Origin of the sequence: Flagellimonas sp. S3867, assembly GCF_014698935.1 — a bacterium.
Lineage (GTDB): Bacteria > Bacteroidota > Bacteroidia > Flavobacteriales > Flavobacteriaceae > Flagellimonas.
In genome coordinates, this window is sequence record NZ_JACVMN010000002.1 from 399,760 (window position 1) to 422,204 (window position 22,445).

Here is a 22,445-nt window from a genome sequence, read left to right on the forward strand (position 1 = left end):
CACTGCTTGTCCAATTTCGTACTTGGTAAACGTCTATGAATAAAGTCTATACATTTTAAAATTAACTTTAAACTATAACAAAAATGAAAAAACTGATTTTACCACTGGTTGCTATATTACTTTTAAGTTTCAGTGCAGATACTTTCAAACTATCGGATGATGACCGCAAAATGGCTGTTGATCATTTGAAGAAAACTCGTAACGAAATGTCCAATGTTCTCCATGGACTTTCGGAAGAACAACTAAACTTTAAAGCAGAAGAGGATGCATGGTCCATTGCAGAATGTGTTGAGCACCTTGCAATTTCTGAAAATGCTTTTGGTGGAATGATCCAAAAAACGGTGGCCGCAGGTCCAAATCCTGCCCTTAAAGATTCTGTGAAATTTAAGGATGATCAACTTTTGGGCATCATCTCAGACAGATCTAAAAGAGTTAAGACCAGAGAACCTTTTGAACCAACGGGTAAGTTTGGTTCGCACGATGCTACTGTGAAAGCCTTTATGGACAAAAGAGATGAACACATCAACTACATTAAAACAACAGATGACGATCTAAGAAATCGCTACAATTCCAATCTTCCTTTTGGAACGGTTGATGGTCTTCAAGTAGTTCTTTTTATGTCGGGACATACAGAACGACATGTAAATCAGATGAAAGAAATAATGGCACACAAACTTTTCCCGAAGGGAAAGTAAACTAGTGTTAACACTTATTGGCAAACCCTTTCCATATTGGAAGGGGTTTATTTTTTACCTTTAACCTTCATTTTTAAACACAATACTATATGAAATTAGTTAGACCTCTTGTGTTAATTTGCTTGATGTTGGCCACATCTGCAACATTTGCCCAAAATAAGAAGGATAGAAAAATAATGAACGATGCCAAAAAGGCAAAAAAAACACTTTTAAAGGCGGATTCGGGACTTGAACGATTCTTTGATAACTCTGCCGGCTATGTGATTTTCCCCAATGTTGGCAAGGGTGGGTTTATCATTGGCGGCGCCTCAGGCAATGGAGTGGTGTATGAAGGAGGTGCTAGTGTTGGAATGGCAGGCCTTAAAAAATTGAATATTGGATTGCAAGCTGGCGGACAGGCCATTATCGAAGTTATTTTCTTTGAAACCTCGGTGGACCTGCAACGTTTTAAGGAAGGAAAATTCGCTTTTGCCGCGGAAACTTCGGCGGTGGCTTTAAAGTCCGGAATAGCATTTAATGCAAAATATAAGGATGGGGTCGCGGTTTTTGCGCTTCCTAAGGCTGGTTTAATGGCTGATGCCTCCGTGGGTGGCCAAAAATTCAGTTATAAGCCGTTTTAACTTTATTAAAAGGTCATAAAAAATCCCAAGAGGCTGATTAAAAACTTCTTGGGATTTTCTATTTTATGTGTAATTGAATTAGAATTGGTATCTGATTCCAAGTCCTAGATCAAAGTCAAAATCACTGCCGTAGCCTTCATCACCAAAACCAATTTCTGGTCTAATATCCAAGGATAAAAGTAATGGAATCTTAAAGTTATACTCAATTCCGATATCCCCGGCCAACAAGGCAAAGGTGCTCGATCCAACTCCATCAACATCTACATTTCCAAGTCCAGCACCAGCTCCTACGTACCAATGGAAAGATTGATCCAATGGGAAAACCCATTGATAAAGACCTACGGCCTTAAAGGCATCATAAGCGTCACCGCTTCTAATCCCGAGAGCAAATTCCAATCTGTTATTCTCGGTAAGACCCAATTGATAGCTAATTTCAGCTCCCAAAGAATCAAAGCCGTCGTCGTCGCCGGCACGGATTCCAAGTGCATGTTTTGAAATTTCTTGGGCTTGGCCCTGAAAAACTAGTGCAAGACCCAAAACAAGGGTAAATAAAACGTGTTTCATAGTTATGGTTATTATGTTATGCTATGATTTACGTGAATATGTGAAGGATTGGACGTTTTGCAACCCAAACGAAGCCCTCAAGGGGGCATCTATTGCCTAACTCCTGGAGTAAAATCCTCAGGTGCATTTTGGGGCAATTTTGTTGTCCCCGAATCACCCGTATCGTTAAAAATTGTCCACTCTTCAAAAGTGTATATGTGATTACCTTCGGTAATGTTAGCATTTCTTAAGGCCCTGCCATCTTCAAATTCGTGATTGGTGCCAGAACCATCTTCGCCAACTACTCCAAACCTATCAATAACGACCCCGAAGGGGTCTACCAATTCTAAATTGTCATCTCCATTGGAATCCGCCGGACTATTGGTCGACACTCCCATGTCCGGCGAAAAACCATACACTAACTCAAATTCGACAGCATTAGGAGAAATAACAAGAGTGTTTTTGGGCTCGACGACAAAACCGGATAAATCAATTGTAGAGCTCACCTCTGTCTTGTCATTGGTATAGCGTCTCAATGACCATTTATTCAAATCCAAAGGCTCTTCGGCAGCATTGTACAATTCAACAAATCTTGCTTTTGAATTATTATCAGGGTCCGCCAATTCAGAAATAAAAAACTGGGCTGAGGTAAATTCGGTAATAATTTCTGGGCAACGTTCATTTGAAAAGTCCAAGTCGTTACTACCTCTGATTATCAACTGGAACTCATCTTTGTCTTTTTGTAGAATTCCAATTATAGTTCCATTACCCTGGGGTAAAGGTTCATCTTGAAAATCTGAAAATCCGCTGTTGAACAAAACAATGGTATTCTCTTCACAATCTTTAAGTGTACGTTTGGTTTCCTGTCCAGAAGTGGCAAAAGTATTTCCAATTTCCCCATCAACCACTTCCATTCCGTCAACTCGAATTAAGGTATTTAGTCCTATGCTGTCCAGTTCTAAAAGTGTGGTCGATGTAGGTTCCACCGGCTCCAAATCTTCACATGATGGATATAGATGGTCCTTGATTTTAAGCGTGGGCAATCTACCAACAGAAATGTTTCCGAAAGAAGAAAATGTCCCGCCAAGTTCTATTATTGAGCCCGTCTTTTTAAGATATAATCCTTTAAGTTTTACAAAGAGCTTGCTCCCCAGCTTAAAAGATAAATGGGATTCCCTTAATTCTATCTCCAATTGAATCCCAGCTGATGGGTTGTTGGGTTTATCCTGAATCAACAGGGCATTGTAAAAATTTCCGCTTTTGTCTGAGGAAATCACATACCCTTCAATGATTACATCTTCATGTATTTGTATTGCTTCTTCTTGGCACATAGCTTCCAACTCGGCAAAGCTGATATTGGGTTCCAATTTCAAATTGCAGGCTTGTTTTGGCACATCGAATTCCGTACCCTCTACACATGACAACATTGTTCCCAAAATCAAAAAACCTCCTATTTTATTCTTAATTCTCATACGTTCTATTTAAAAACTCACGGCTAGATTTAAAAAATAGGTGCGCCCAAAACCAAACCAATATTTGGGTCCAAATGAGGGGGTCCCACCTAGGTTATCATTATACATTTGAGCATAATTTCCATTTCTGCCTTGCTGGTAACCCCCTGTTTTAAAAATCTCATCAAAAAGATTGTTTATACTCAAAAAGGCGCTGACATATTTTTTGTCCAACAACCAAGATTTTCCTCCAACCAAATTGAGCAAATAGAAATCATTTAATTTTTGCTGTTTCAGTATTTCCCCAACATTTTCGTCAGTTGCATCTAAAAAACGTTCCCCCGTATCCGGGTCTAAAAGGAAACTATCGGTGTATCTGATTGTTGAGATATCGACATGATTACCTGCTAGATAATTTGTGGTTGCCCCTGCCCACCAATATTTGGGACTACGATATTCCACTCCTAATGCAAATGCTGTTTGAGGTCCTTGAGCTAGTTTTATGCCTTTAAGTTTAGCAATGCCCAAATCGATGTTTCCATCCAGATTAATAAGGTCTTCTTCCTCTCCGGAAGTGTCAAAATTTATCTGTACTCTAGGATCGCTGGCATAAACATATTGCCCAAGATTACCAGCTGCTGATAGTTTCACACTGGAAGAAACCTCGTATTGCATGCCAAATTCGATACCCCTGTGAAGTTTGTCCAATGCTGTAACCGCTTCTTGTACAAAATCTGACCCCAAGCCTGATTCAACATAAAAGAAATTGATATCGGTAGTGTTTTGAAACCTAGTATAGTAAGCACTAATTCGGCCGCTGACATCTGGCAAGCGAATATGGTACCCCATATCAATTGAGTTAATGGTCTCACTCAAAATTTCTGGAACAACTTCGTTGTTTTCCCTCGGGTTGATGAATATATTCTGCATGGTTGGAGACCGTTCCATCAAGGCCCCATTTACTGTAAACCAATGTCGCGCAGAAAGGAAAAAAGAAGTTCCTCCTTTTAGTTTTATGTTGGAAAAGGAAACTTTTTCGCTCTTGCCCAATGAGTTTTCCAAAAACCGTTCATTTTGGAATAATCCTTCTCTTTGTGTGCCAAAATTGTTGAGCGCTATAGATGCAAAACCACTTACTTTGTTGAAATCTACCTGCAGCTGGCCAAATGCTTCCGTCTCGGAGGTATTTAGGTAATAATTATAGCTGAACTTCTCTTTTTCGACCTTGCCAAGATTTCCATTTAGGTCATTTCTAGTGTTTGAAAATGTGTCCAAATCCTCATGAATTTGGGCTCCCAACAAATCTTGTACTTCAGCATAATTTTCGGAGTTCATGGTTTTGTGATTAAGGCCAAAGCCCATTTTTATGTGTTCGTTTATGCTGTAATTGAAAGCGCTTGATAGGGTCAGTTGATGGCTCTTGGATATATCATCATAGAACACATAGGCCGCTTTTCCATCATTATTGGCATTGGACCTATATAAAGATGCCCAGTCTAATGCGGAGTTCTCAAGGAATCCACTTTTGGCCAAACCAGCATTAGTAAAATCGGCACCTATGGGACTGTTCAAATAAAAGCTCGGAAGATATCTGTAATATGTGGGGTCTGGACTTGGTGCATTAAAATACCCCAGTCTACTTCTGGCATTTGAGCCAAATTGATAGGCAACGCCTGAGTTCCAGTTCCACTTCTTGAATTTCCCAAAATAGTTGAGCAAAAACAAGGGTTCAAAAATTTGTCGTTCCCGTGAATTTCTCATTTTATCATTATGATTCCCCCAATATGGATTGTATTTGTTGCCAATGAGTTCATATACCTCATCTGTAATTGCGGCAGACCGGCCTCTTCGGTTTTTGGCCAGGATTGAGGAAAGAGAAATGCTATGTTTTGAGTCGATTTTATACTCGGCGGCTCCAAAAAAGGAATATGCATCATATAGCGTTCCTTCAACATATCCTGAACTGGCCCACCTTCGGGAAGAAGAAAAAGTATAGGCCAATCCATTTTGATTCTGTCCGGAATTATAGGTCGCCATAATTCTTCCCCTATAAGTTCGATTGGAAATGGAACTTGACAACCTAGTCCCTGGCCTTTGCTGGGACGGCCTTAAATCTATGTTGGTACTCCCCAATAATCCGCCAAATGTATACCGATTTAGAGACAGGGTATTGGTGAATTCCTGATTTCGAGTTACATCATTAAGTCCTCCCCAATTGTTCCACTGCGGACGGCCATTAAAAAGTTTATTCATAGGAATTCCATTAAGCATTACAATTCCATTTCTAGAATCGTATCCCCTTACCCTAAAAAATGCCTGTCCAAAATCAAATGCAGCACGACTCAAAAAAACATCTCTAGTGGATTGAAGCAATCCTGAAGATCCTGAAATAATTTCTCCATCATTGGATAAATCTCCTTCGGTAAGAGCAATTAAGTTGTCTTCTTTTTCAGTCTGGAGGTCTTTCTCCAAAAAAATAATCCCCAAATCAAGGTGCTGATTTTCTAAAAACAGGGGAAGACGTTTCAATACAAAGTCCGGACTACTAATGTTGAGTACATGTTCTCCTGTTAAAGAAGTTTCAATTTGAAATCGACCCTGAGTGTCGGTAAAAAATTCTTTGGAAAACTCCTGTATATAAATTACAGTATTGTGTATAGGTTTTTCTGTGACCTTGTCTTTTACAAATCCTGTAATGGTTATGTTTTGCTGGCCATAGAAGAATCCAGCATAACAAAACACAGACAAGAACAAAGCAGTTCTCATAGGCTCGCTATAGTAGGTTAATTAAATAAGTTTCGGGGCTATTATCTTTCGATATATGTACGAAAAACAAACAATCTTACTTATTTTCGAGCAAAAAACAAAACCCAAATGAAATTTTTTACCTACGTATTTGTGTTGACTTCCGTTTTTCATTCGGCACAATCCCAGAAAACTTACAGGGTTCGTTCTGTGGTTTTCTACAATGTTGAAAACCTTTTCGATACCAAAAATGATTCTCTAATCTTCGATGATGACCGTACGCCAGAAGGTCGTTATAAATGGACAGAGCTACGGTACAACAACAAAATTGAACATGTTTCGGAAGTGCTTTCCAAAATCACTGAAAATGTTACTGAAACATCGCCAGATATCATTGGACTTTGTGAAGTTGAAAACAAAACTGTTATTGAAGATTTAATTCAACATGACAATCTTATCAAGAAAAATTATGGCATCATACATTTTGATTCACCTGATGAACGTGGTATCGATGTGGCTCTCCTTTTTAAGAAATCGGCATTTTTACCATCATCTTTTAAGAGTCATCGGCTGCTTTTGTTTGATGATTTAGGGGAAAGGAATTACACCCGCGATCAACTTGTTGTTGGAGGAATGCTAGATGATGATGAGTTTTATTTTATTGTTAACCATTGGCCCTCAAGAAGGGGTGGAGCATCCAAAAGTAAACCCAATCGAATACGAGCCGCATTGCTAAACAAACGGATTATTGATTCTATTCAACGATTAAATCCTGATGCGAAAATCATCAGCATGGGTGATTTAAATGATGACCCACGTGACGACAGCCTTAAAAAGATTTTAAAAACTCAAGGAAAAATTAAAAGGCTAGATAGTATTTCACTTTTTAATCCCATGGAGAAATTGTACAAAAAAGGAATTGGTTCATTGGCGTATCGAGACAAGTGGAATCTTTTTGATCAATTTTTTATGACTACAAACTTAGCACAAAAAAACAGCGAGCGTTTTCGCTTTTGGAAAGCTGGAGTATACTCCCCTCCCTATTTAAAAGTGCAAAATGGAAAATATAAAGGTTATCCTTTAAGAACCTATGTAGGAGGCACGTACACCGGCGGTTATAGCGACCATTTTCCCGTGTATTTGTTTTTGATCAAGGAAACAGAATAAGATTCCCGCTTTGCACCTCCGCTAAAGTTTTAGGCACACGCGGTCGTGGGAATGATATTTAAGATTTTAACTAAACCACTGATTCCAAGGAATACGCGTTAAAATCAATAGCAGTCCAAAACCGTACAACATGGCAATGCTCTTGAATTTTGCCACACTCTCATTTTTCTTTTTATGGCGAGACCATCCTATAGTAATCAAAGCAACAGCCAAAATGTTGATAAAGGGATGTTCCACAGCCAATAAACGAGCCGCCGAATTTAAACCGCCCATTCCCAAAGTTTGGATGGCCTTAAGACCATTTGCAGAAACAAAGAACAAAATCAACCCAATGACCAATTGCATATGGGTTAAAATCAGGGCAAAAAGACTAATCCTTAAATCTTTATGCATGGTAAACTCCTTTTTTCCCAGCCAGCCCATTAGGGCGTTGAAAACTGCAAAAATTAAAAGTGCCAATACTATATAGGCAAAGTAAGAGTGAAGTGAACGTAAAATTTCCATGGGTAAAGTTTGAATTCTAAAAGTAAGGATTTTAGCCATAAAAAAACCCGCCGATCGGCGGGTTTTTCAAAATGTTGGATAAGAACTCCTAGAAGTTATATCTCATGCTTATGTTCCATGTTCTTCCAAAACCAAAGAACACTTTGTTTCTTGTATTCAATCCTCTAAAGGTTGCGTCATTACCGCTTGCAAAAGTGTTTGTCAATGATTCGGCAATGTACTCTGTATCAAAAAGGTTGTAGACATTGGCCGCAATGCTAATTGCATCGTTGCCCCCACCAATATTGAACTTGTAATATGCTCCAAAATCAACCAAACTATAACTTGGCAGTCTTAAAGAACCTTGATGGTCTGGGTCTGCGAAATCCTCAGCATTGATCTGTGCAAACAATCTGGAAGCTGAGTAAAGATTAGTGCTCAACTTCAAATTATCACACGGTCTGATGATCATTTCCAAATTGGTGGTGAACTGAGCGGCATCTCCAACTTTAACGTCATCTAAATACAAAGTTACATCTGGATCAATAACGTTTCTATCGTCATCCAGAGCTGTTCCATTTGCATCTCCTCCATATTCCCAGTTACCCATAGAAAGCATTCCTTTAAACTGCACAACTTCGGAAGCTCTGTAACTAGTTTCAAGTTCAAATCCAGAGTGAATCTGTTCAACGCCATTAATATTGGCCGTTCCCTCGTCTCCCTGTGGAGTTTCTATATCCAAATCTTCAAACCTATCTTTCCAAGAGGTTCTGTAGATGTTGATTTTTGCTCTAAAATCTCCTAGATTGATTCCATAACCTGCTTCCAGACCCAAGATTTTTTCATTAGTCAACTCTGGGTTAAGGTCATTTCTAAAGTTCAAGTAAACAGCATCAAACAATGGTTGTTTTGAATAATATCCTGCATTTACAAAAACGTTATGAGCTTCATTAATGTTATAGTTAACACCACCTTTGATGTTTCCGCCCAATCTGTTCTCAAAATCTGTTTCTTGTTCTGGGTCAGAATTCAAATAACCAAAATAGTCTATCCTTTTGAATCCTTGTTGAGAGAAACCTCCTTGTACAAATGCAGATACAATTCCATTGCTGTACTCCAATTGTCCGAAGGTACCCAACCATCTTACTATACCATCGTTATAGTAATCGATTTTTTCTTCTTCATCAATATTTTTAAAGATGTTGATGATTGAACCAAAATCAGAGGCTATAGCACCATCCTGTCTTACGGTATGGTTTGGGTTGTTCATGTCATCATCATCAAAATATCCGTCCGCTCCTAAAAGGTTATCTACTCTTCTATAGTGGATTCCCTTATAACTCCTGGCATCTAGACCAACATCCCAACTCCATTCATCGTTGATTTCAGTATGTAAGTTTGCAATAAGTCCAAACCAATTATGGGAGTTCATGGAAGCTCTTCGAATAATTCCATCTCCAAAGCTTGTTACAATTTGCTCACCATTGGTAGGGGCTATTTGCCGTGGATTTCCGCCGTTATCCCCATTATAGAAAGTAACTGCCTCACCACTATTGAATCTTGAAATTAAATCATAATCTACTTGTCCAGTCTCTGGTATACGATATCTACTGGAACTAGCGAAGCCAAAACCTGGACCAACACCTATGTCCCCTGTTCCACCACCTCTTCCCACTGAAGCATAAAGAGAGGTAGAAAGTGTTGTTTTATCGTTGAATTTGTGATCCCAATTCAAAGAAGCAATCGGTTTATGGTAAAAGTTTCTTCTCCATCCAAATTGCTCTCCGTTTAGGGTACCACCGTTAAAGTTGTATTTAGCCCCGTATTGTACATGGTCTGCTAGTGTTGCTACGTTAAAGAAGCTCGATGTTCTTTGGTTGTGAACTTGAGGTGCTCCGGTAAGTACAAACTGAAAGCTGTTCTTGTCATTTGGCTCATACCCCAATCCGATGAAGTAATTATAGCCTTCAAAATTTGTCCCTTGAACATATCCGTCTCCGTCTGTTCTTCCCAACAATATTGAGGCTGCGAATCCATTCTCACTTTTGCCCGTATTATAAGAGGCCGTCATTTTCATGTACCCATCGTTACCACCTCCAAAGCGAACGGAACCGCCCTCTTCTTTATCAGTTGATTTGGTAAGAATGTTAATGGTCCCGCCAACTGAACTAATCGCCAGTTTGGAAGATCCAAGACCTCTTTGAACTTGCATCGCAGTGGTAACATCACCAAGGCCAGCCCAGTTACTCCAGAATACACGGCCGTTTTCCATATCGTTCACTGGAATTCCATTGATCATGATCGCAGTGTTCTGAGAATCGAATCCACGTACGTTGATCCTACCATCTCCAAATCCACCGCCTGTTTTAGTAGCATAGATGGATGGAGTTGATTTCAATACTTCAGGTAGTTCTTGTGAACCAAGTTTTTCTTGAATTTCTAAAGCTGTGATAGTTGACACAGCAACAGGTGTTTCCCTATCCTTGGCAATATCCAAGATTCCAGTTACAACAACACCTTCAAGTTCTTCGGCATCAGGATTCAAAGTGATTGATCCCAAATCTCCGTAAGAACTGAAAGAAATTCTTTTGGTAATAAATCCGATGTAAGAAACTACAAGTGTTCCCGAACTTTCGGAAACCTCAAGTGCAAATTTACCATCGAAGTCAGTTGATGCTCCATTGTCTGTTCCTTGAAGCACAACACTGGCACCAGGAAGTGGACTTCCAAGATCACCGTCCATTACGGTACCAGAAACTGTTCCTTGCGAGAACATAATCATGGTGCTAAAGAGCGCCACAATTAATACATACAGTTTTTTCATTTCAGTAGTGTTTAAGTTATTTGAATAGCATTACAAAAGTCCCGTTTTTTAACATTCAAAATGTTAAGTTAACGTTAAGAAAACCAAATATAATAAATATCAATGATTATTTAAACTACTGAAAAACAGGTGATTACGAGTATTTTGAATTTTAAGAAACTTTAAATCATTTCTTAAAAAACTGCAAAAGGTTCAGGGTTGAACTATCATGTTTGCCAATTTCGGAACTTTCAATATCATCTAGTATATTTTTTGCAAGCTGTTTGCCCAATTCCACACCCCATTGATCATAACTGAAAATATTCCAGATAATACCCTGAACAAAGATTTTATGCTCATAGAGTGCAATTAAAGACCCCAAGTTTTTTGGATCCAACTTTTCTATCAAAATAGTATTTGTGGGTTTGTTCCCTTCAAAAACCTTAAACGGGAGCAAGGAAGATATTTCGTTTTGAGTTAGACCTTGTGCTTGCAATTCGGATTGTACCTCATCTGCAGTTTTCCCATTCATTAATGCTTCGGTCTGGGCAAAGAAGTTTGCCATGAGCTTGTTGTGGTGGTCTTTATCTCCATGGAGTGATTCTTTGAATCCTATAAAATCGGCTGGAATCAACTTGGTTCCTTGGTGAATCAATTGAAAGAATGCATGCTGGGAGTTTGTGCCGGGCTCTCCCCAAATAATAGTGCCGGTTTCGTAGTTGCATCTATTTCCTGCCCTATCTACGCTTTTACCATTACTTTCCATGATGCCCTGCTGCAAATAGGCCGAAAATCGATGTAAATATTGGGTGTAGGGAATTATCGCTTCTGTTTCGGCCCCAAAGAAGTTATTGTACCAAACGCTCAACAAAGCCAAAACTACTGGAATATTTTCTGAAAATGGGGTTTCTTTAAAATGAGTGTCCATTTCATTGGCTCCATCCAACAAGGCTTCGAAGTTTTTGTGTCCTACAGACAAAGCTATGGACAATCCCACCGCACTCCAAAGGGAGAAACGTCCGCCGACCCAATCCCACATCGGAAACACATTTTCATCAGCTATGCCAAATTCTTTTATTTTTTGAATGTTTGTGGAAACTGCAACAAAGTGTTTTGCAATGTCCGCCTCGGAGGCATGATTCAAAAACCATTTTTTAATGGTCAATGCATTGCTCAATGTCTCTTGGGTTGTAAAGGTTTTGGATACCACAACAAATAAAGTGGTTTCGGGATCAAGTGCTTTTAGGACTTCATTTACGTGATCACCATCTACATTGCTGACAAAGTGCATTTTTAGATGATTTTTGTAGAATTTAAGTGCCTCAGCGACCATAGCCGGCCCTAAATCAGATCCCCCGATTCCAATATTCACAACATCGGTAAAAGATTTATCGGTGAAGCCCTTCTTACTTCCAGAAATTATCGATTCAGTGAAAGTCTTTATCTTCTCACGCACCTGATATACCTCTGGAACAATGTTTTCACCATCAACGAAAACTTCATCCCCTTTTTTGGCCCTTAGTGCGGTATGAAGCACTGCCCGACCTTCAGTCTGGTTAATGGCCTCGCCACCAAAATAACTTGAAATAGATTCTTTTAGCCCAACTTCATCAGCTAAATCCAATAAGAGAGAAAAAGTTTCTTCTGAAATCCGGTTTTTTGAGAAATCCACGAAGAAATCATTCCAAAGCAATGAAAATTTTTGCCCACGATCCTTGTCGGTAGCAAATAGCTCTCTTAAGTGAGTATCCTTTGTTTCTTTATGGTGTTCTAAAAGTTTTTTCCAGGTCTGAGTAGTCGTAGGGTTGGTGGTGGGCAACGTCATTTTATGGGTTCAGTGTTATTTGATCTTCCTGTTCTATGGGAATGGGAGCCATCTCCAAGAACTCTATGCAATCCAACTGGGTTTTTAATGGGTCAATATGAGCTAGGTATCCAACTCGCAAAGAATCGACAATAGGTTCAGCTGATGGTAATTTTTCTCTTAATGGATCTACTTGTCTTCCGTTTTTCCAAAATCTATAGCAAACATGAGGTCCTCCAGTATTTCCGGTCATGCCTACCCAGCCGATAACGTCTCCTTGTCTAACAAATTCTCCCCGCTTTGCTTTTTGCTTTCTCATGTGAAGGTATTGAGTACTATAGGTTCCGTTATGCCTGATCTTAACATATCGGCCATTTCCACCTCTTCGGGTCGATTCGGTTACTGTACCATCTGCGGTTGCGATTATGGGAGTGCCAACCGGAGCGGCATAATCTGTTCCTTTATGGGGTCTTACTCTGTATCCGTAATAGGCAATCTTTCTTCTTAAATTATATCTTGAAGAAAGTCGATATCCAAATTTTATGGGAGCTCTTAAAAATGTGCTTCGCAAATTGTTGGCGTCTTGATCGTAATAATCCAAGATGTTCTTTAGGGAGTCGGTTACATAGGGAAATGCATAGATGGGTGTGCCCTTATGTTCAAAAAGCGCTGCTTTTATAGCTCCGCGTCCAGCATAAACCGAATCGTTTATAAAATGTTCATCGTAAATGACCTTGAACTTGTCACCTTTTTCCAATCTGAAGAAATCAATGGTCCATGCATAGATTTCCGAAAGGTCTATGGTCACATTATAATCCACTCCTAAGTTATCTAGTGTTTCGGAAAGATTGTTCTCGATAATTCCGGCCACCTCTCGCTCTACCGATTTTACCTTTCTCCTTCCTTTATAAGCATTGGCCGTACTGTCTCTAAAATCAAAAACAGTGTAATTGATCTTATCGTTTTGATAAATAAAAACCTGGGCGGATTCGGAAGTGTCTTTTGATCTTAAAAGCACATATGGTTTTCTGTCTATCCGTCGAATATCAAAAGTGTCTTTGTATTCTTCTGCAATGTGAATGATCTTGGGGTAGTCTACTTTATTTTTGAGCATGAGCTCTCCGAAAGTTTCCCCTTTTTTTATGGTATCGTAAACGACACTGAAATCATCCAGATTAAACCCAAATCGTTTTACAATAGGTTTTTGAACTGGGTCTTTAGGTTCCAGTTGCTGTACCAATTCTTTCTTCTCTTTGCAAGACACTAATACCAATAGTGCCAAGATTGCCCCAAAAAATCTTTGCATCTCTATTACTTGTTAGCTGGATTAAAAATATGGTCAACCCATTGTTTTCCCCACATATCCAGCTCTTCTTCAGAGTACAAAGTTGGGAAAAATATTATTTTCTGAAAACTTGGAGGCAAAAAGTCTTTCCAATTTGTGCCTCCGGTAGCATCAACCTCCTTATTTTCCTTGGCCAAATACCTATATGCCGACCCCATATGCATCAGGGGCCAGTTCACATTCGCATTTAGATCCAAATCTTTTAATGATTTGATCAAAGTTTCATCATTTCTTGCATCCTCCGGTAATTGAAGGTATTTATGGTAAATGTTGCTATGCTTGACCTGGTTTGCTATTCGCAACAATCTTGGTGTATACCTAAACTCAAATTGTTTAAGGGTCAATGTCTTTTCTCCGCTGGTTAGATCTGTTGCTCCTTTTTTCCAATAAATATGTTCAAAAAGTTCTTCTATACCGTCTTTTTTTGAATAATTTTCACGTTCTGTATAATGAACCAGATTTTCTAAAGGAGTGGCATAAATTTCTATCATTCGGTATTGTACTGACTGAAATCCACTAGCAGGTAACAATGCCATTCGATATCTTAAAAACTGCTCCCTCTCCATTCCTCTGATCATAATGCCAAAAGAAGAAGTCAATGCTTTAAAGTAGTTGTTGATCCTATTCACTTTTTCGATAAAAAAGGCTAGGTCCTGGGATTTGTCCTCGACTATCTGTTTTTGCTCATGCAGAATCAGCTTAAAGTAAAGCTCAGTAATTTGATGATACATGATGAAGATTTCTTCATCGGGAAAGTGTGTGCGCGGCACCTGAATGCTCAACAAGGTATCTAAATGGATATAATCCCAGTAGGTAAGGTATCGTTGATAAAGGAGTCCGTCAAGGTAAGAGCTTAAGTCTTGTCCAGAGTTTTTGTACTTTTCTTCAAGCTTATTGATTTGGGACTCAATTCGCTCATCATTCTTCATTCAAGCTATTTCATTATGATTTTAAACTGGTTTCTTAGCCCGTTATAGGCATCTAAATCTGCTTTTAATGATCCAACGGCCAAATCTGCTTTGATTCGAACTGGAATTTTGTTCAAATCGTTGGAAACCCACAGGGTAAGACTCTCTTGTTCTTTAAAAACACGGCCTGATTGAACCACGGGCCTAAATTTAAGACATTCTACTTTGCCGAACTTGGTTCGAATGATTTCTTTTCCTAAAAACTTCAGTTTAAACTTGTAAACTCCATCGTCATCAAACAGCATATCCATATCTATGGATTCGCCAACTTCAAAATCAGCCAAAGCATATTTGTTTCTCAAATGGTAGGAAGCCGATAACAAATCTTGAATGTCATCGTGCACGGGAATATCCATTTGTTTCCCATTTTTATTGTCTTTTAAAATGGCCTTGTCTTGGTCATAATAAAAATCTATCTCGATGTCCTTGGTATAACCTCCTTCGTTTATTTTTCTAATGAAACGGTGCGGCTTTCCATCTTTTTTTCCAAAATAACTTTCATAAGTGTCGTCTACTTTAAAAAAGATGCTGGCAAAACCTGTTGTCTTGCCTCTTCCCACAACATGGTAGACCGGAATGCTATCGATTGAATCATTACTGAGTTGAAGGGTTGCATAGCTCGCATTCAAAAAACCGTAGTGTATGCGAAATTTTAACCACTCTCCGGCCTTAAACGCTGGACGGGTTTTTTGGGCCATAAGTGGCATGATAAGTAGGAGGGCGAATATGGTAACAATTTTTTTCATAATTCTTTTGTCGGTATAAAATTACTAAAATCACATCTCGCTTTCAGTACTTTATATATACTTAACAAAACTTGTTCCAAAATATTATATACAAAAAAAGCCCAGTTTGTGAACTGGGCTTTTCCTAAATAACCAACCAAACTTTAAATTATGAAAAACCAATACTTAAAGTTATAAGGGAACCACCCCTTATGTGACACAAAGATACATTAAGACCTTTCAGTAATGTAAGTTTTAACGTACTTTAACTATCTTTTTATCAAATAGCGAACATTTGGCAATTTATTAAGAAAAATTAGGGGTTTTGTACCCACACCATTCCATATTTCCCCTACAAAAATCAAGGTTTTTAGATTGTTTTTTGTCTGGATCAGAACCAGTATCCTACACTAAAGAATACATTGCTATTATCGCTTTCGGGAGACCATGAATAATAGATTTGTATCGGCCCCAAAAAAGATTCCAGTCCGTAGCCAACTCCATATCCTGAAAAGCTGGGTTCTGAAAACCATTCTCCGGTTCTGAACAGATCATCATCGACGTTTGCAAAATTTGCAGAAAATAAAAAATGATTCTTGGCGGCAAATTCGTAGTCCAATCTACCATATGCTTTTACATAGCTGTTACCAGGAAGGGTCAAAAAATCGTATCCGATAAAAGGTGTGAAATTATTTATGAAATCGTTGCCAAACCCACCTAAAACAAAATCGAAAGATGTTACACCAGAGGTGCCCAATTTAAACCCACCTTCAGTCTCCAAATTCAAGGTTAAATTATCCACCAATGGGAAGGCTGTTCCCAATTTTGCTTTTCCAATTGAAAATTCCTTGAAATTATCATTGAAGTCTGATGAAAAGAGATACAAATGGAAATCACTATCAAAAAGCACTCCTTTCGTCGGAAAATATTTATCGTCGTAGGTGTCCAAAGTAATTTTTCCATAAGCACTGAAAAAGTTAGAATTGTCAAAGAAGGTCCGATCTGAAGATGACAATTGCAGCGCTGCTTCGTTTTCTTCAAACTGATTCAATGTTCTGGTGCTATATCTTAAAAGCTTGTGCTCGGCTCCCAAGGTAAAGGCAAATTCCTCCCTGAGCACCGTTTGCAGATAGATCTGGTTGGTTAAATCGGTAACATCAAGATTGATTTCACGAATGTTGGGATCAATGGGTGCATCAAAATTGGATTGAATGAGTCCAAAATCAATTTCCTCATCAAAATCTGTAAATCTTGAATTGATCCCTAAGCTCCAATAAAAACCTTTGTCCAAGTAATATTGCATATTATATCGAATATGGTCGCCGAGAATAAAATCGAAGGAAGCCACATCATCTTTCATTAAAAAGTTCTTTTTTGTTAGGTTGATCAATGCGGAACTTTTATAAAGGTCATCGTAGTGAGCCGCCATCTTTATAAACATTTTGGTGGGGTTTTCCTTTAATTTTAGAATAAGGTCCGTACCCAGTCCGTTTGAAACCAATTTATACCTAATTGCCTTGAAATTCCCTGTTGCCGATAGGTTATTCATGCCCTGTTTTAATTTGTCAAACGGGATTTTCTCCGCTAGACTAAACCTTAGCTTACCTTTTATGTACCCTCTTGTATATTGGTCATTTCCCCTTATGATCAATCGATTAATAGTTAGGCTATCCATCGATTCAATTCTTTTACTGCTTCTGATAACGATCTTTTGCTTTTGAGCAAGTTCTTTTAGCTTTTCAATAGTAGCTGAAGCTGCTTTCTCACCACTATCCATAATTTCGGTGCCGCGATCAAAATCGATAACCGAAAAATCATCAATATCTGGCCTAATATAGATGTCCGTGTTTTCCGCCTTCAATTTCATATCGTTTACCGTGCGATAATTGTTGATTTGAAGTAAAATCTCTGTTGCGGACGAAAGTGATTCCCTGGTGGCCAGTCCATGCTGAACATCCACACCTATAATAAGGTTGGCGCCAAGCGCTCTTACTTCATCTATCGGATAATTGTTGACCACCCCTCCATCAATCAAAATTTCTCCTTCTATTTCCGCGGGTTCAAAAAGCGAAGGAAATGTACCGCTGGCCATAATCGCTTCCGGTAAGTACCCAGAATCCAACAAAACCTCCTCACCAGTCTCCACGTTGGTTGCGATACACAAAAAGGGTATTGGCAATTTTTTAAAATCCTGAACATCTTTTACATGAAAAAGAAGACGCACCAATTCGTTATAAATATTTTGGCCTCCAGAAATTGCTTGCGGAAAGGAAACATTAAAGTTGGTAAAGGGAAGACTAAGTGCATAACGCTCAGAATCCTCCTTTTCGTAAAAAGTCTTGGCCCCCCTGGGCACATTGTCCTGGATGAGCCGTGAAAAATTGGTTACCCTAAAAATGGAGTCCAATTCATTTGCCGAATACCCAGAGGCATATAGGGCCCCTACAATGGCTCCCATACTTGTGCCACCAATATAATCCACCTTTATTCCGGCCTCATCAATAATTTTCAGTGCTCCAATATGTGCCAAGCCTTTGGCTCCTCCACCACTCAGAACCAACCCCACCTTTAGATCGTCATTGTTATTCGAGGTCTGCGACCAACCCAAAACTCCAAACAAAATGAAGACACTACTTATTACAATGTTTTTAAAGTTCATGTGCTAGTGGAACGATTTATAGATTTTTTTTGCCTTGGCCATACCTATAGATTCCGCAAGGCTCTCAATGGTTGCTTCTCTTATTCGTTTTACCGATCTAAATTGTTGTAAAAGCTGTTCTGCTGTCTTTTTTCCAATCCCTTCAATATTTTCGAGTTCAGAATCTATGGCGGCTTTGCTTCTTTTGTTGCGATGATGTGTTATCCCAAATCTATGCGCCTCGTTTCTCAATTGCTGGATAATTTTCAAACTTTCCGATTTTTTATCCAAATACAAAGGAATGGGATCCTCAGGAAAGTAAATTTCTTCCAATCGTTTGGCAATCCCTATAATCGCTATTTTCCCCCGAAGGCCCAAAATATCTAAACTTTTCAATGCACTTGAAAGCTGACCTTTGCCTCCATCAATAACTATAAGGTGGGGCAATGGTTCATCTTCATTGAGCAATCTTTTATATCTTCTAAAAACTACTTCCTCCATACTCGCAAAGTCGTCAGGGCCTTCAACTGTTTTGATATTGTAGTGGCGATACTCTTTTTTAGAGGGCTTTCCATTTTTAAAAACCACGCAGGCCGCTACAGGATTGCTTCCTTGTATGTTGGAGTTGTCAAAACATTCAATGTGCGTTGGCTCCTCCGAAAGTCTTAAATCAGCTTTCATTTGAGCCATTATTCGCTTGGTATGTCTATCCGGATCAGTAATTTTTATCTGTTTGAACCTATCCTGTCTAAAAAATCTGGCATTGCGTTCGGAAAGCTCCAAAATCCTTCTTTTATCTCCCAGTTTTGGCAAGGTGACCTTAAGGTCTTCCTCAACCATTACCGGAAATTGAAGGTAAATTTCTTTAGATTGGGATTTGAACCGTTGTCTGAGTTCTGTTATAGCAAGCTGAAGTAATTCTTCATTGGTCTCTTCCAGTTTCTTTTTAATTTCCATTGTATGCGACCTGATAATAGCGCCATGGGAAAGCTGCACGAAATTAACATAAGCGTGGGTCTCATCCGAAATTATGGTGAACACATCAACGTTGTTGATCTTTGGATTAACAACGGTGGATTTAGCCTGATAATTTTCCAAAATATCAATTTTGTCCTTTATCCTTTGCGCTTTTTCAAACTCCATGGCTGTGGCCAAGTCTTTCATTTGTGTCTTAAAAGATTGCAGTGAACTTTTAAAATTCCCCTTGATGATCTGTCTAATGTCCTCAATTTGTTTCTGATAATCTTCTTCTTTTTGTAAACCTTCACAGGGACCCAAACAATTTCCCAAATGATATTCTAAACAAACCTTGTACTTGCCAGCTTCAATTTTATCCTTGGATAAATCATAATTGCAAGTTCGCAATGGGTATAGACTTCTTACAAGATCTAATAATGTTCTTACAGTTTTCATGCTTGTGTAAGGGCCATAATACTCCGACCCATCCTTGATCAGCTTCCGGGTTGAAAAAACCCTTGGAAAACGCTCCTTCTTAATACAGATCCAGGGATAGGATTTGTCGTCTTTAAGTAAGACATTATAGCGGGGCATGAGTTTCTTGATCAAGTTGTTCTCCAACAAGAGTGCATCGGACTCTGTAGCTACCACTATATGTTTTATGCTATTGATTTTCTTTACAAGAACCCTTGTCTTTCCATATTCTTGTTTTTTATTGAAATAGGAAGAAACACGTTTTTTCAGGTTCTTGGCCTTTCCCACATAAAGGATTTTGCCTTCGGCATCATAAAATTGATATACTCCAGGGTTATTCGGCAGGGCGCTTATTTGAACACTAATGGAAGGAGGTTCGGGCATATAATTTCCAAAAATTGACGCTTTTACAAAGGTATGCCTTAATAATAGTGTTTTTTTGTTAAAATTGACCGGTATTACCAGCGCTTTGATCAATGTGTATTTTCACTTTACAAAGGATTACCAGTCTAAAAAAGTGTGATTTTTTGTTAAACTGCTGCTAAAAAAGTGTATTTCATCGATTAAAAATGCATTTCATAGTAAAATTCCCAATTCTTTTACTTATTTTTAACCGTATAAATACAATTCTAAATTCTATGGAGGTGAACTATATTATCGTTTTGGGAATGTATTTGATCTTGATGCTTTTCTTCAAGATTTTTTTCTCCGTTTCTCAACAAGAGAGTAAGTAGTTTCCCAAAACACCCCAAAAAAATTCAACATTTAAATGTTGAAACATGAACTAAGAAAAAAATACAAAAGTCTGAGAGCGGAGCTCGAAAGTTCGCATATTTCAGATTTGAGTATCAATTTAGCGAATCATGCACTTCAAATCCCTATTTGGGATTTTTTTTATTTCCATACGTTCCTAAGTATCGAAAAGAACAAGGAAATTGACACCTTGCCCTTGATTACACTTTTACAAGGAAAAGACAAGAATGTGGTCATCCCCAAAGTAAGTGATGGGAACACTATGGAACATTATTTGCTTACTGATAATACCTTCCTCAAAAAAAACAAATGGCACATCCCAGAGCCTGTCGAAGGAGTTCAAATTCCTGAGGGGAAAATTGATGTCGTTTTTCTACCCCTTCTAGCTTTTGACAAACACGGAAATCGTGTTGGATATGGCAAGGGTTATTATGATACTTTTTTGGCCAAGTGTAAAAAAGAAACTGTAAAAATAGGTTTGTCTCTGTTCGAGGCAGAGGAAACAATTATTGAAACACATGCTAACGATGTATGCTTGGATTACTGTATATCGCCAAACAGAGTTTATAAGTTTTAGCTCTTGGTTTCTTCTTTTTCGGGTTTCGGAAAGGCCTTTTTATTGAATACGATCAATATACCGACCCCAGTACTTATTGCAGTATCCGCTATATTAAAAACAGGCTCAAAAAAACGGAATTGGTTTCCGCCAACAAAAGGCACCCAATCAGGCCATGAAGTATTTACTAATGGAAAGTACAGCATATCCACCACTTTTCCATAAAACAATCCCTCATACGGTTCTGGAGAAAATAATGTGGCTACCTTACCATTGCTGTGGTCAAATATTAACCCGTAAAAAACAGAGTCGATAATATTTCCCAATGCGCCGGCAAAAATGAGTGATACTGCCAAAATCAGAGTTTTGGGAGATTGTTTTTTGATAATGTCCCAAAGCCAATATCCAATACCCGCAATGGCAAAAAGTCGGAAAATGGTCAATATCAATTTTCCAGCCGACTCCGATACCGGAAGCAAGTCACTCAGTTTGGTTCCCCAAGCTGCTCCTTCGTTTTCAATGAAAAGAATCTTGAACCAACTAAAAACTTCATGGTATTCTCCAAGAAAAAAATGGGTCTTGACATAAATTTTGCTGATTTGATCTATCAACAAGACCAATACAATGATTAAGAGGGACTTCTGTAGTTTCATACCTTTAAAAAGATTGGGCAAAAATATGGATATTATTTCGTTTTCTTCAGATGGATTTTACCTTCTATTGTATTCAATGTAAATTGATTATCCCCAAAGGGGATATCCTCTTTAAATACTTTGCCGTAAGTGCTCCGCGCTACAATATTACCTGCAGGAACAGTTAGGGTTATATCTCCCTTTTGAGTGGTCACCTCAACGGTTTCCCTTACATTGTTAAGCTGGCACCTGCCATCGGAAAGCTTTACCTTAAGCTTTTTGTATTTTCCGTTTGCACTAACATTACTGCTGGTTCCATATATATACACATCTTTATATTCTGGGAGTTTGACATCCAAAGCAATGGAAATGACTTTATGCGCACTTAATTTATCGTTAGGATTTGTAAAATTGGGTTGAAATCGCGCACTAATTAGCAAAGTGGCCCCTTGTTCTTCAATGGCAATTATCAAATCTTTTGAATATTCCCCTTCCATACTTGCTTCAATGGTAACCTCATCGGTAGCTGAGGTGTCTAGATTTACCTTGTAGCAAAACTGGGAGTCAATTTGAATATAGTGGGTTTGCGCATTGACTAATGCTTTTTTTACCAGCTTTTGACCTTGCAAGTGCGCAAAAGCCAAAAATCCTAGAAAAAAGCAAAGGGTTTTCATGAACAAAAAACGCCAGAGGCGTTTTGTCTATTTCTGCATATTCTTCGCTTCAATGCTCAAAGTGGCGTGTGGAACTAACTTCAGGCGATCTTTATTGATCAGCTTACCGGTTACTCGGCAAATACCATAGGTTTTGTTTTCTATACGCAGTAGAGCATTCTTCAAATCCCTAATGAATTTTTCTTGACGGATGGCCAATTGAGTATTAGCTTCTTTGCTCATGGTCTCGGAACCTTCTTCAAAAGCTTTGAACGTCGGAGAAGTGTCGTCAGTTCCGTTATTCCCATCGTTCATATAAGAACTTTTTAAAAGCTCTAAATGGCTATTGGCTTTATCTATTTTTTCCTCTATCAGTCCTCTGAATTCCTCTAGGTCTTTATCTGAATATCTTACTTTTAAATCTTGTGCCATT

General features: G+C 38.6%; 18 protein-coding genes. 4 read left to right on the plus strand and 14 right to left on the minus strand.

The genetic code is table 11. The annotated features are described in order from the left end of the window. Nucleotides 1-83 precede the first annotated feature (83 nt). Both IAG46_RS09510 and IAG46_RS09515 read left to right on the plus strand, forming a co-directional pair. On the plus strand, nucleotides 84-695 hold the full coding sequence (locus tag IAG46_RS09510; protein WP_190810123.1) for a DinB family protein: 612 nt from the start codon (nucleotides 84-86) through the stop codon (nucleotides 693-695). 89 nt (nucleotides 696-784) lie between these two features. Continuing rightward, a complete protein-coding gene (locus IAG46_RS09515; RefSeq protein ID WP_190810124.1) occupies nucleotides 785-1,315 on the plus strand; it encodes a lipid-binding SYLF domain-containing protein in 531 nt (176 codons plus the stop codon). A gap of 78 nt (nucleotides 1,316-1,393) precedes the next feature. On the opposite strand, the gene IAG46_RS09520 is transcribed toward IAG46_RS09515, so the two are convergent. From IAG46_RS09520 to IAG46_RS09530, 3 genes are all read right to left on the minus strand, one after another. Beyond that, nucleotides 1,394-1,879 carry a hypothetical protein gene (locus tag IAG46_RS09520; RefSeq protein WP_190810125.1) on the minus strand — a complete coding sequence of 162 codons (486 nt, stop codon included), beginning with the start codon at nucleotides 1,877-1,879 and terminating at the stop codon, nucleotides 1,394-1,396. 89 nt (nucleotides 1,880-1,968) lie between these two features. Beyond that, entirely contained in the window at nucleotides 1,969-3,330 is a 1,362-nt protein-coding gene (locus tag IAG46_RS09525; protein ID WP_223826642.1) for a DUF5689 domain-containing protein, read from the minus strand. Nucleotides 3,331-3,339: 9 nt separating this feature from the next. Then, a complete protein-coding gene (locus IAG46_RS09530; protein ID WP_190810126.1) occupies nucleotides 3,340-6,075 on the minus strand; it encodes a TonB-dependent receptor in 2,736 nt (911 codons plus the stop codon). A 108-nt stretch (nucleotides 6,076-6,183) separates the two neighbouring features. Here IAG46_RS09530 and IAG46_RS09535 point away from each other — a divergent pair, with 108 nt between their 5' ends. Then, complete coding sequence (locus IAG46_RS09535) at nucleotides 6,184-7,221, plus strand: endonuclease/exonuclease/phosphatase family protein (protein ID WP_190810127.1); 1,038 nt, start codon at nucleotides 6,184-6,186, stop codon at nucleotides 7,219-7,221. Nucleotides 7,222-7,287: 66 nt separating this feature from the next. On the opposite strand, the gene IAG46_RS09540 is transcribed toward IAG46_RS09535, so the two are convergent. From IAG46_RS09540 to uvrC, 8 genes are all read right to left on the minus strand, one after another. Then, nucleotides 7,288-7,725: a hypothetical protein gene (locus tag IAG46_RS09540; protein WP_190810128.1), complete on the minus strand. Its 438-nt coding sequence runs from the start codon at nucleotides 7,723-7,725 to the stop codon at nucleotides 7,288-7,290. Nucleotides 7,726-7,813: 88 nt separating this feature from the next. Further along, a complete protein-coding gene (locus IAG46_RS09545; RefSeq protein ID WP_190810129.1) occupies nucleotides 7,814-10,528 on the minus strand; it encodes a TonB-dependent receptor in 2,715 nt (904 codons plus the stop codon). Between the two features lie 166 nt (nucleotides 10,529-10,694). Beyond that, nucleotides 10,695-12,332, minus strand: a complete 1,638-nt coding sequence (gene pgi / locus IAG46_RS09550; protein WP_190810130.1) for a glucose-6-phosphate isomerase — start codon at nucleotides 12,330-12,332, stop codon at nucleotides 10,695-10,697. Nucleotide 12,333: 1 nt separating this feature from the next. Continuing rightward, nucleotides 12,334-13,617 carry a peptidoglycan DD-metalloendopeptidase family protein gene (locus IAG46_RS09555; protein WP_190810131.1) on the minus strand — a complete coding sequence of 428 codons (1,284 nt, stop codon included), beginning with the start codon at nucleotides 13,615-13,617 and terminating at the stop codon, nucleotides 12,334-12,336. Between the two features lie 5 nt (nucleotides 13,618-13,622). After that, the gene (locus tag IAG46_RS09560; protein WP_190810132.1) at nucleotides 13,623-14,585 is read right to left on the minus strand and encodes a tryptophan 2,3-dioxygenase family protein; all 963 of its coding nucleotides are present in this window, start codon (nucleotides 14,583-14,585) and stop codon (nucleotides 13,623-13,625) included. Between the two features lie 5 nt (nucleotides 14,586-14,590). After that, a complete protein-coding gene (locus IAG46_RS09565) occupies nucleotides 14,591-15,370 on the minus strand; it encodes a DUF3108 domain-containing protein (protein ID WP_190810133.1) in 780 nt (259 codons plus the stop codon). Nucleotides 15,371-15,740: 370 nt separating this feature from the next. Then, complete coding sequence (locus IAG46_RS09570; RefSeq protein ID WP_190810134.1) at nucleotides 15,741-18,008, minus strand: patatin-like phospholipase family protein; 2,268 nt, start codon at nucleotides 18,006-18,008, stop codon at nucleotides 15,741-15,743. Nucleotides 18,009-18,011: 3 nt separating this feature from the next. Then, entirely contained in the window at nucleotides 18,012-19,802 is a 1,791-nt protein-coding gene (gene uvrC / locus IAG46_RS09575; protein ID WP_190810849.1) for an excinuclease ABC subunit UvrC, read from the minus strand. Nucleotides 19,803-20,187: 385 nt separating this feature from the next. On the opposite strand from uvrC, the gene IAG46_RS09580 reads away from it, so the two are divergent. Next, nucleotides 20,188-20,748, plus strand: coding sequence for a 5-formyltetrahydrofolate cyclo-ligase (locus tag IAG46_RS09580; protein WP_190810135.1), 561 nt, complete (start codon nucleotides 20,188-20,190; stop codon nucleotides 20,746-20,748). Here IAG46_RS09580 and IAG46_RS09585 read toward each other — a convergent pair. The 3 genes from IAG46_RS09585 to IAG46_RS09595 are packed head-to-tail and all read right to left on the minus strand — an operon-like array spanning nucleotide 20,745 to nucleotide 22,444. Then, a complete protein-coding gene (locus IAG46_RS09585; RefSeq protein WP_190810136.1) occupies nucleotides 20,745-21,380 on the minus strand; it encodes a lipoprotein signal peptidase in 636 nt (211 codons plus the stop codon). The two genes, IAG46_RS09580 and IAG46_RS09585, sit on opposite strands and share 4 nt — an antisense overlap. 32 nt (nucleotides 21,381-21,412) lie before the next feature. Next, nucleotides 21,413-22,033, minus strand: a complete 621-nt coding sequence (locus tag IAG46_RS09590; RefSeq protein WP_190810850.1) for a DUF4097 family beta strand repeat-containing protein — start codon at nucleotides 22,031-22,033, stop codon at nucleotides 21,413-21,415. Nucleotides 22,034-22,060: 27 nt separating this feature from the next. After that, complete coding sequence (locus tag IAG46_RS09595) at nucleotides 22,061-22,444, minus strand: TraR/DksA C4-type zinc finger protein (protein ID WP_190810137.1); 384 nt, start codon at nucleotides 22,442-22,444, stop codon at nucleotides 22,061-22,063. Nucleotide 22,445: the final 1 nt, after the last annotated feature.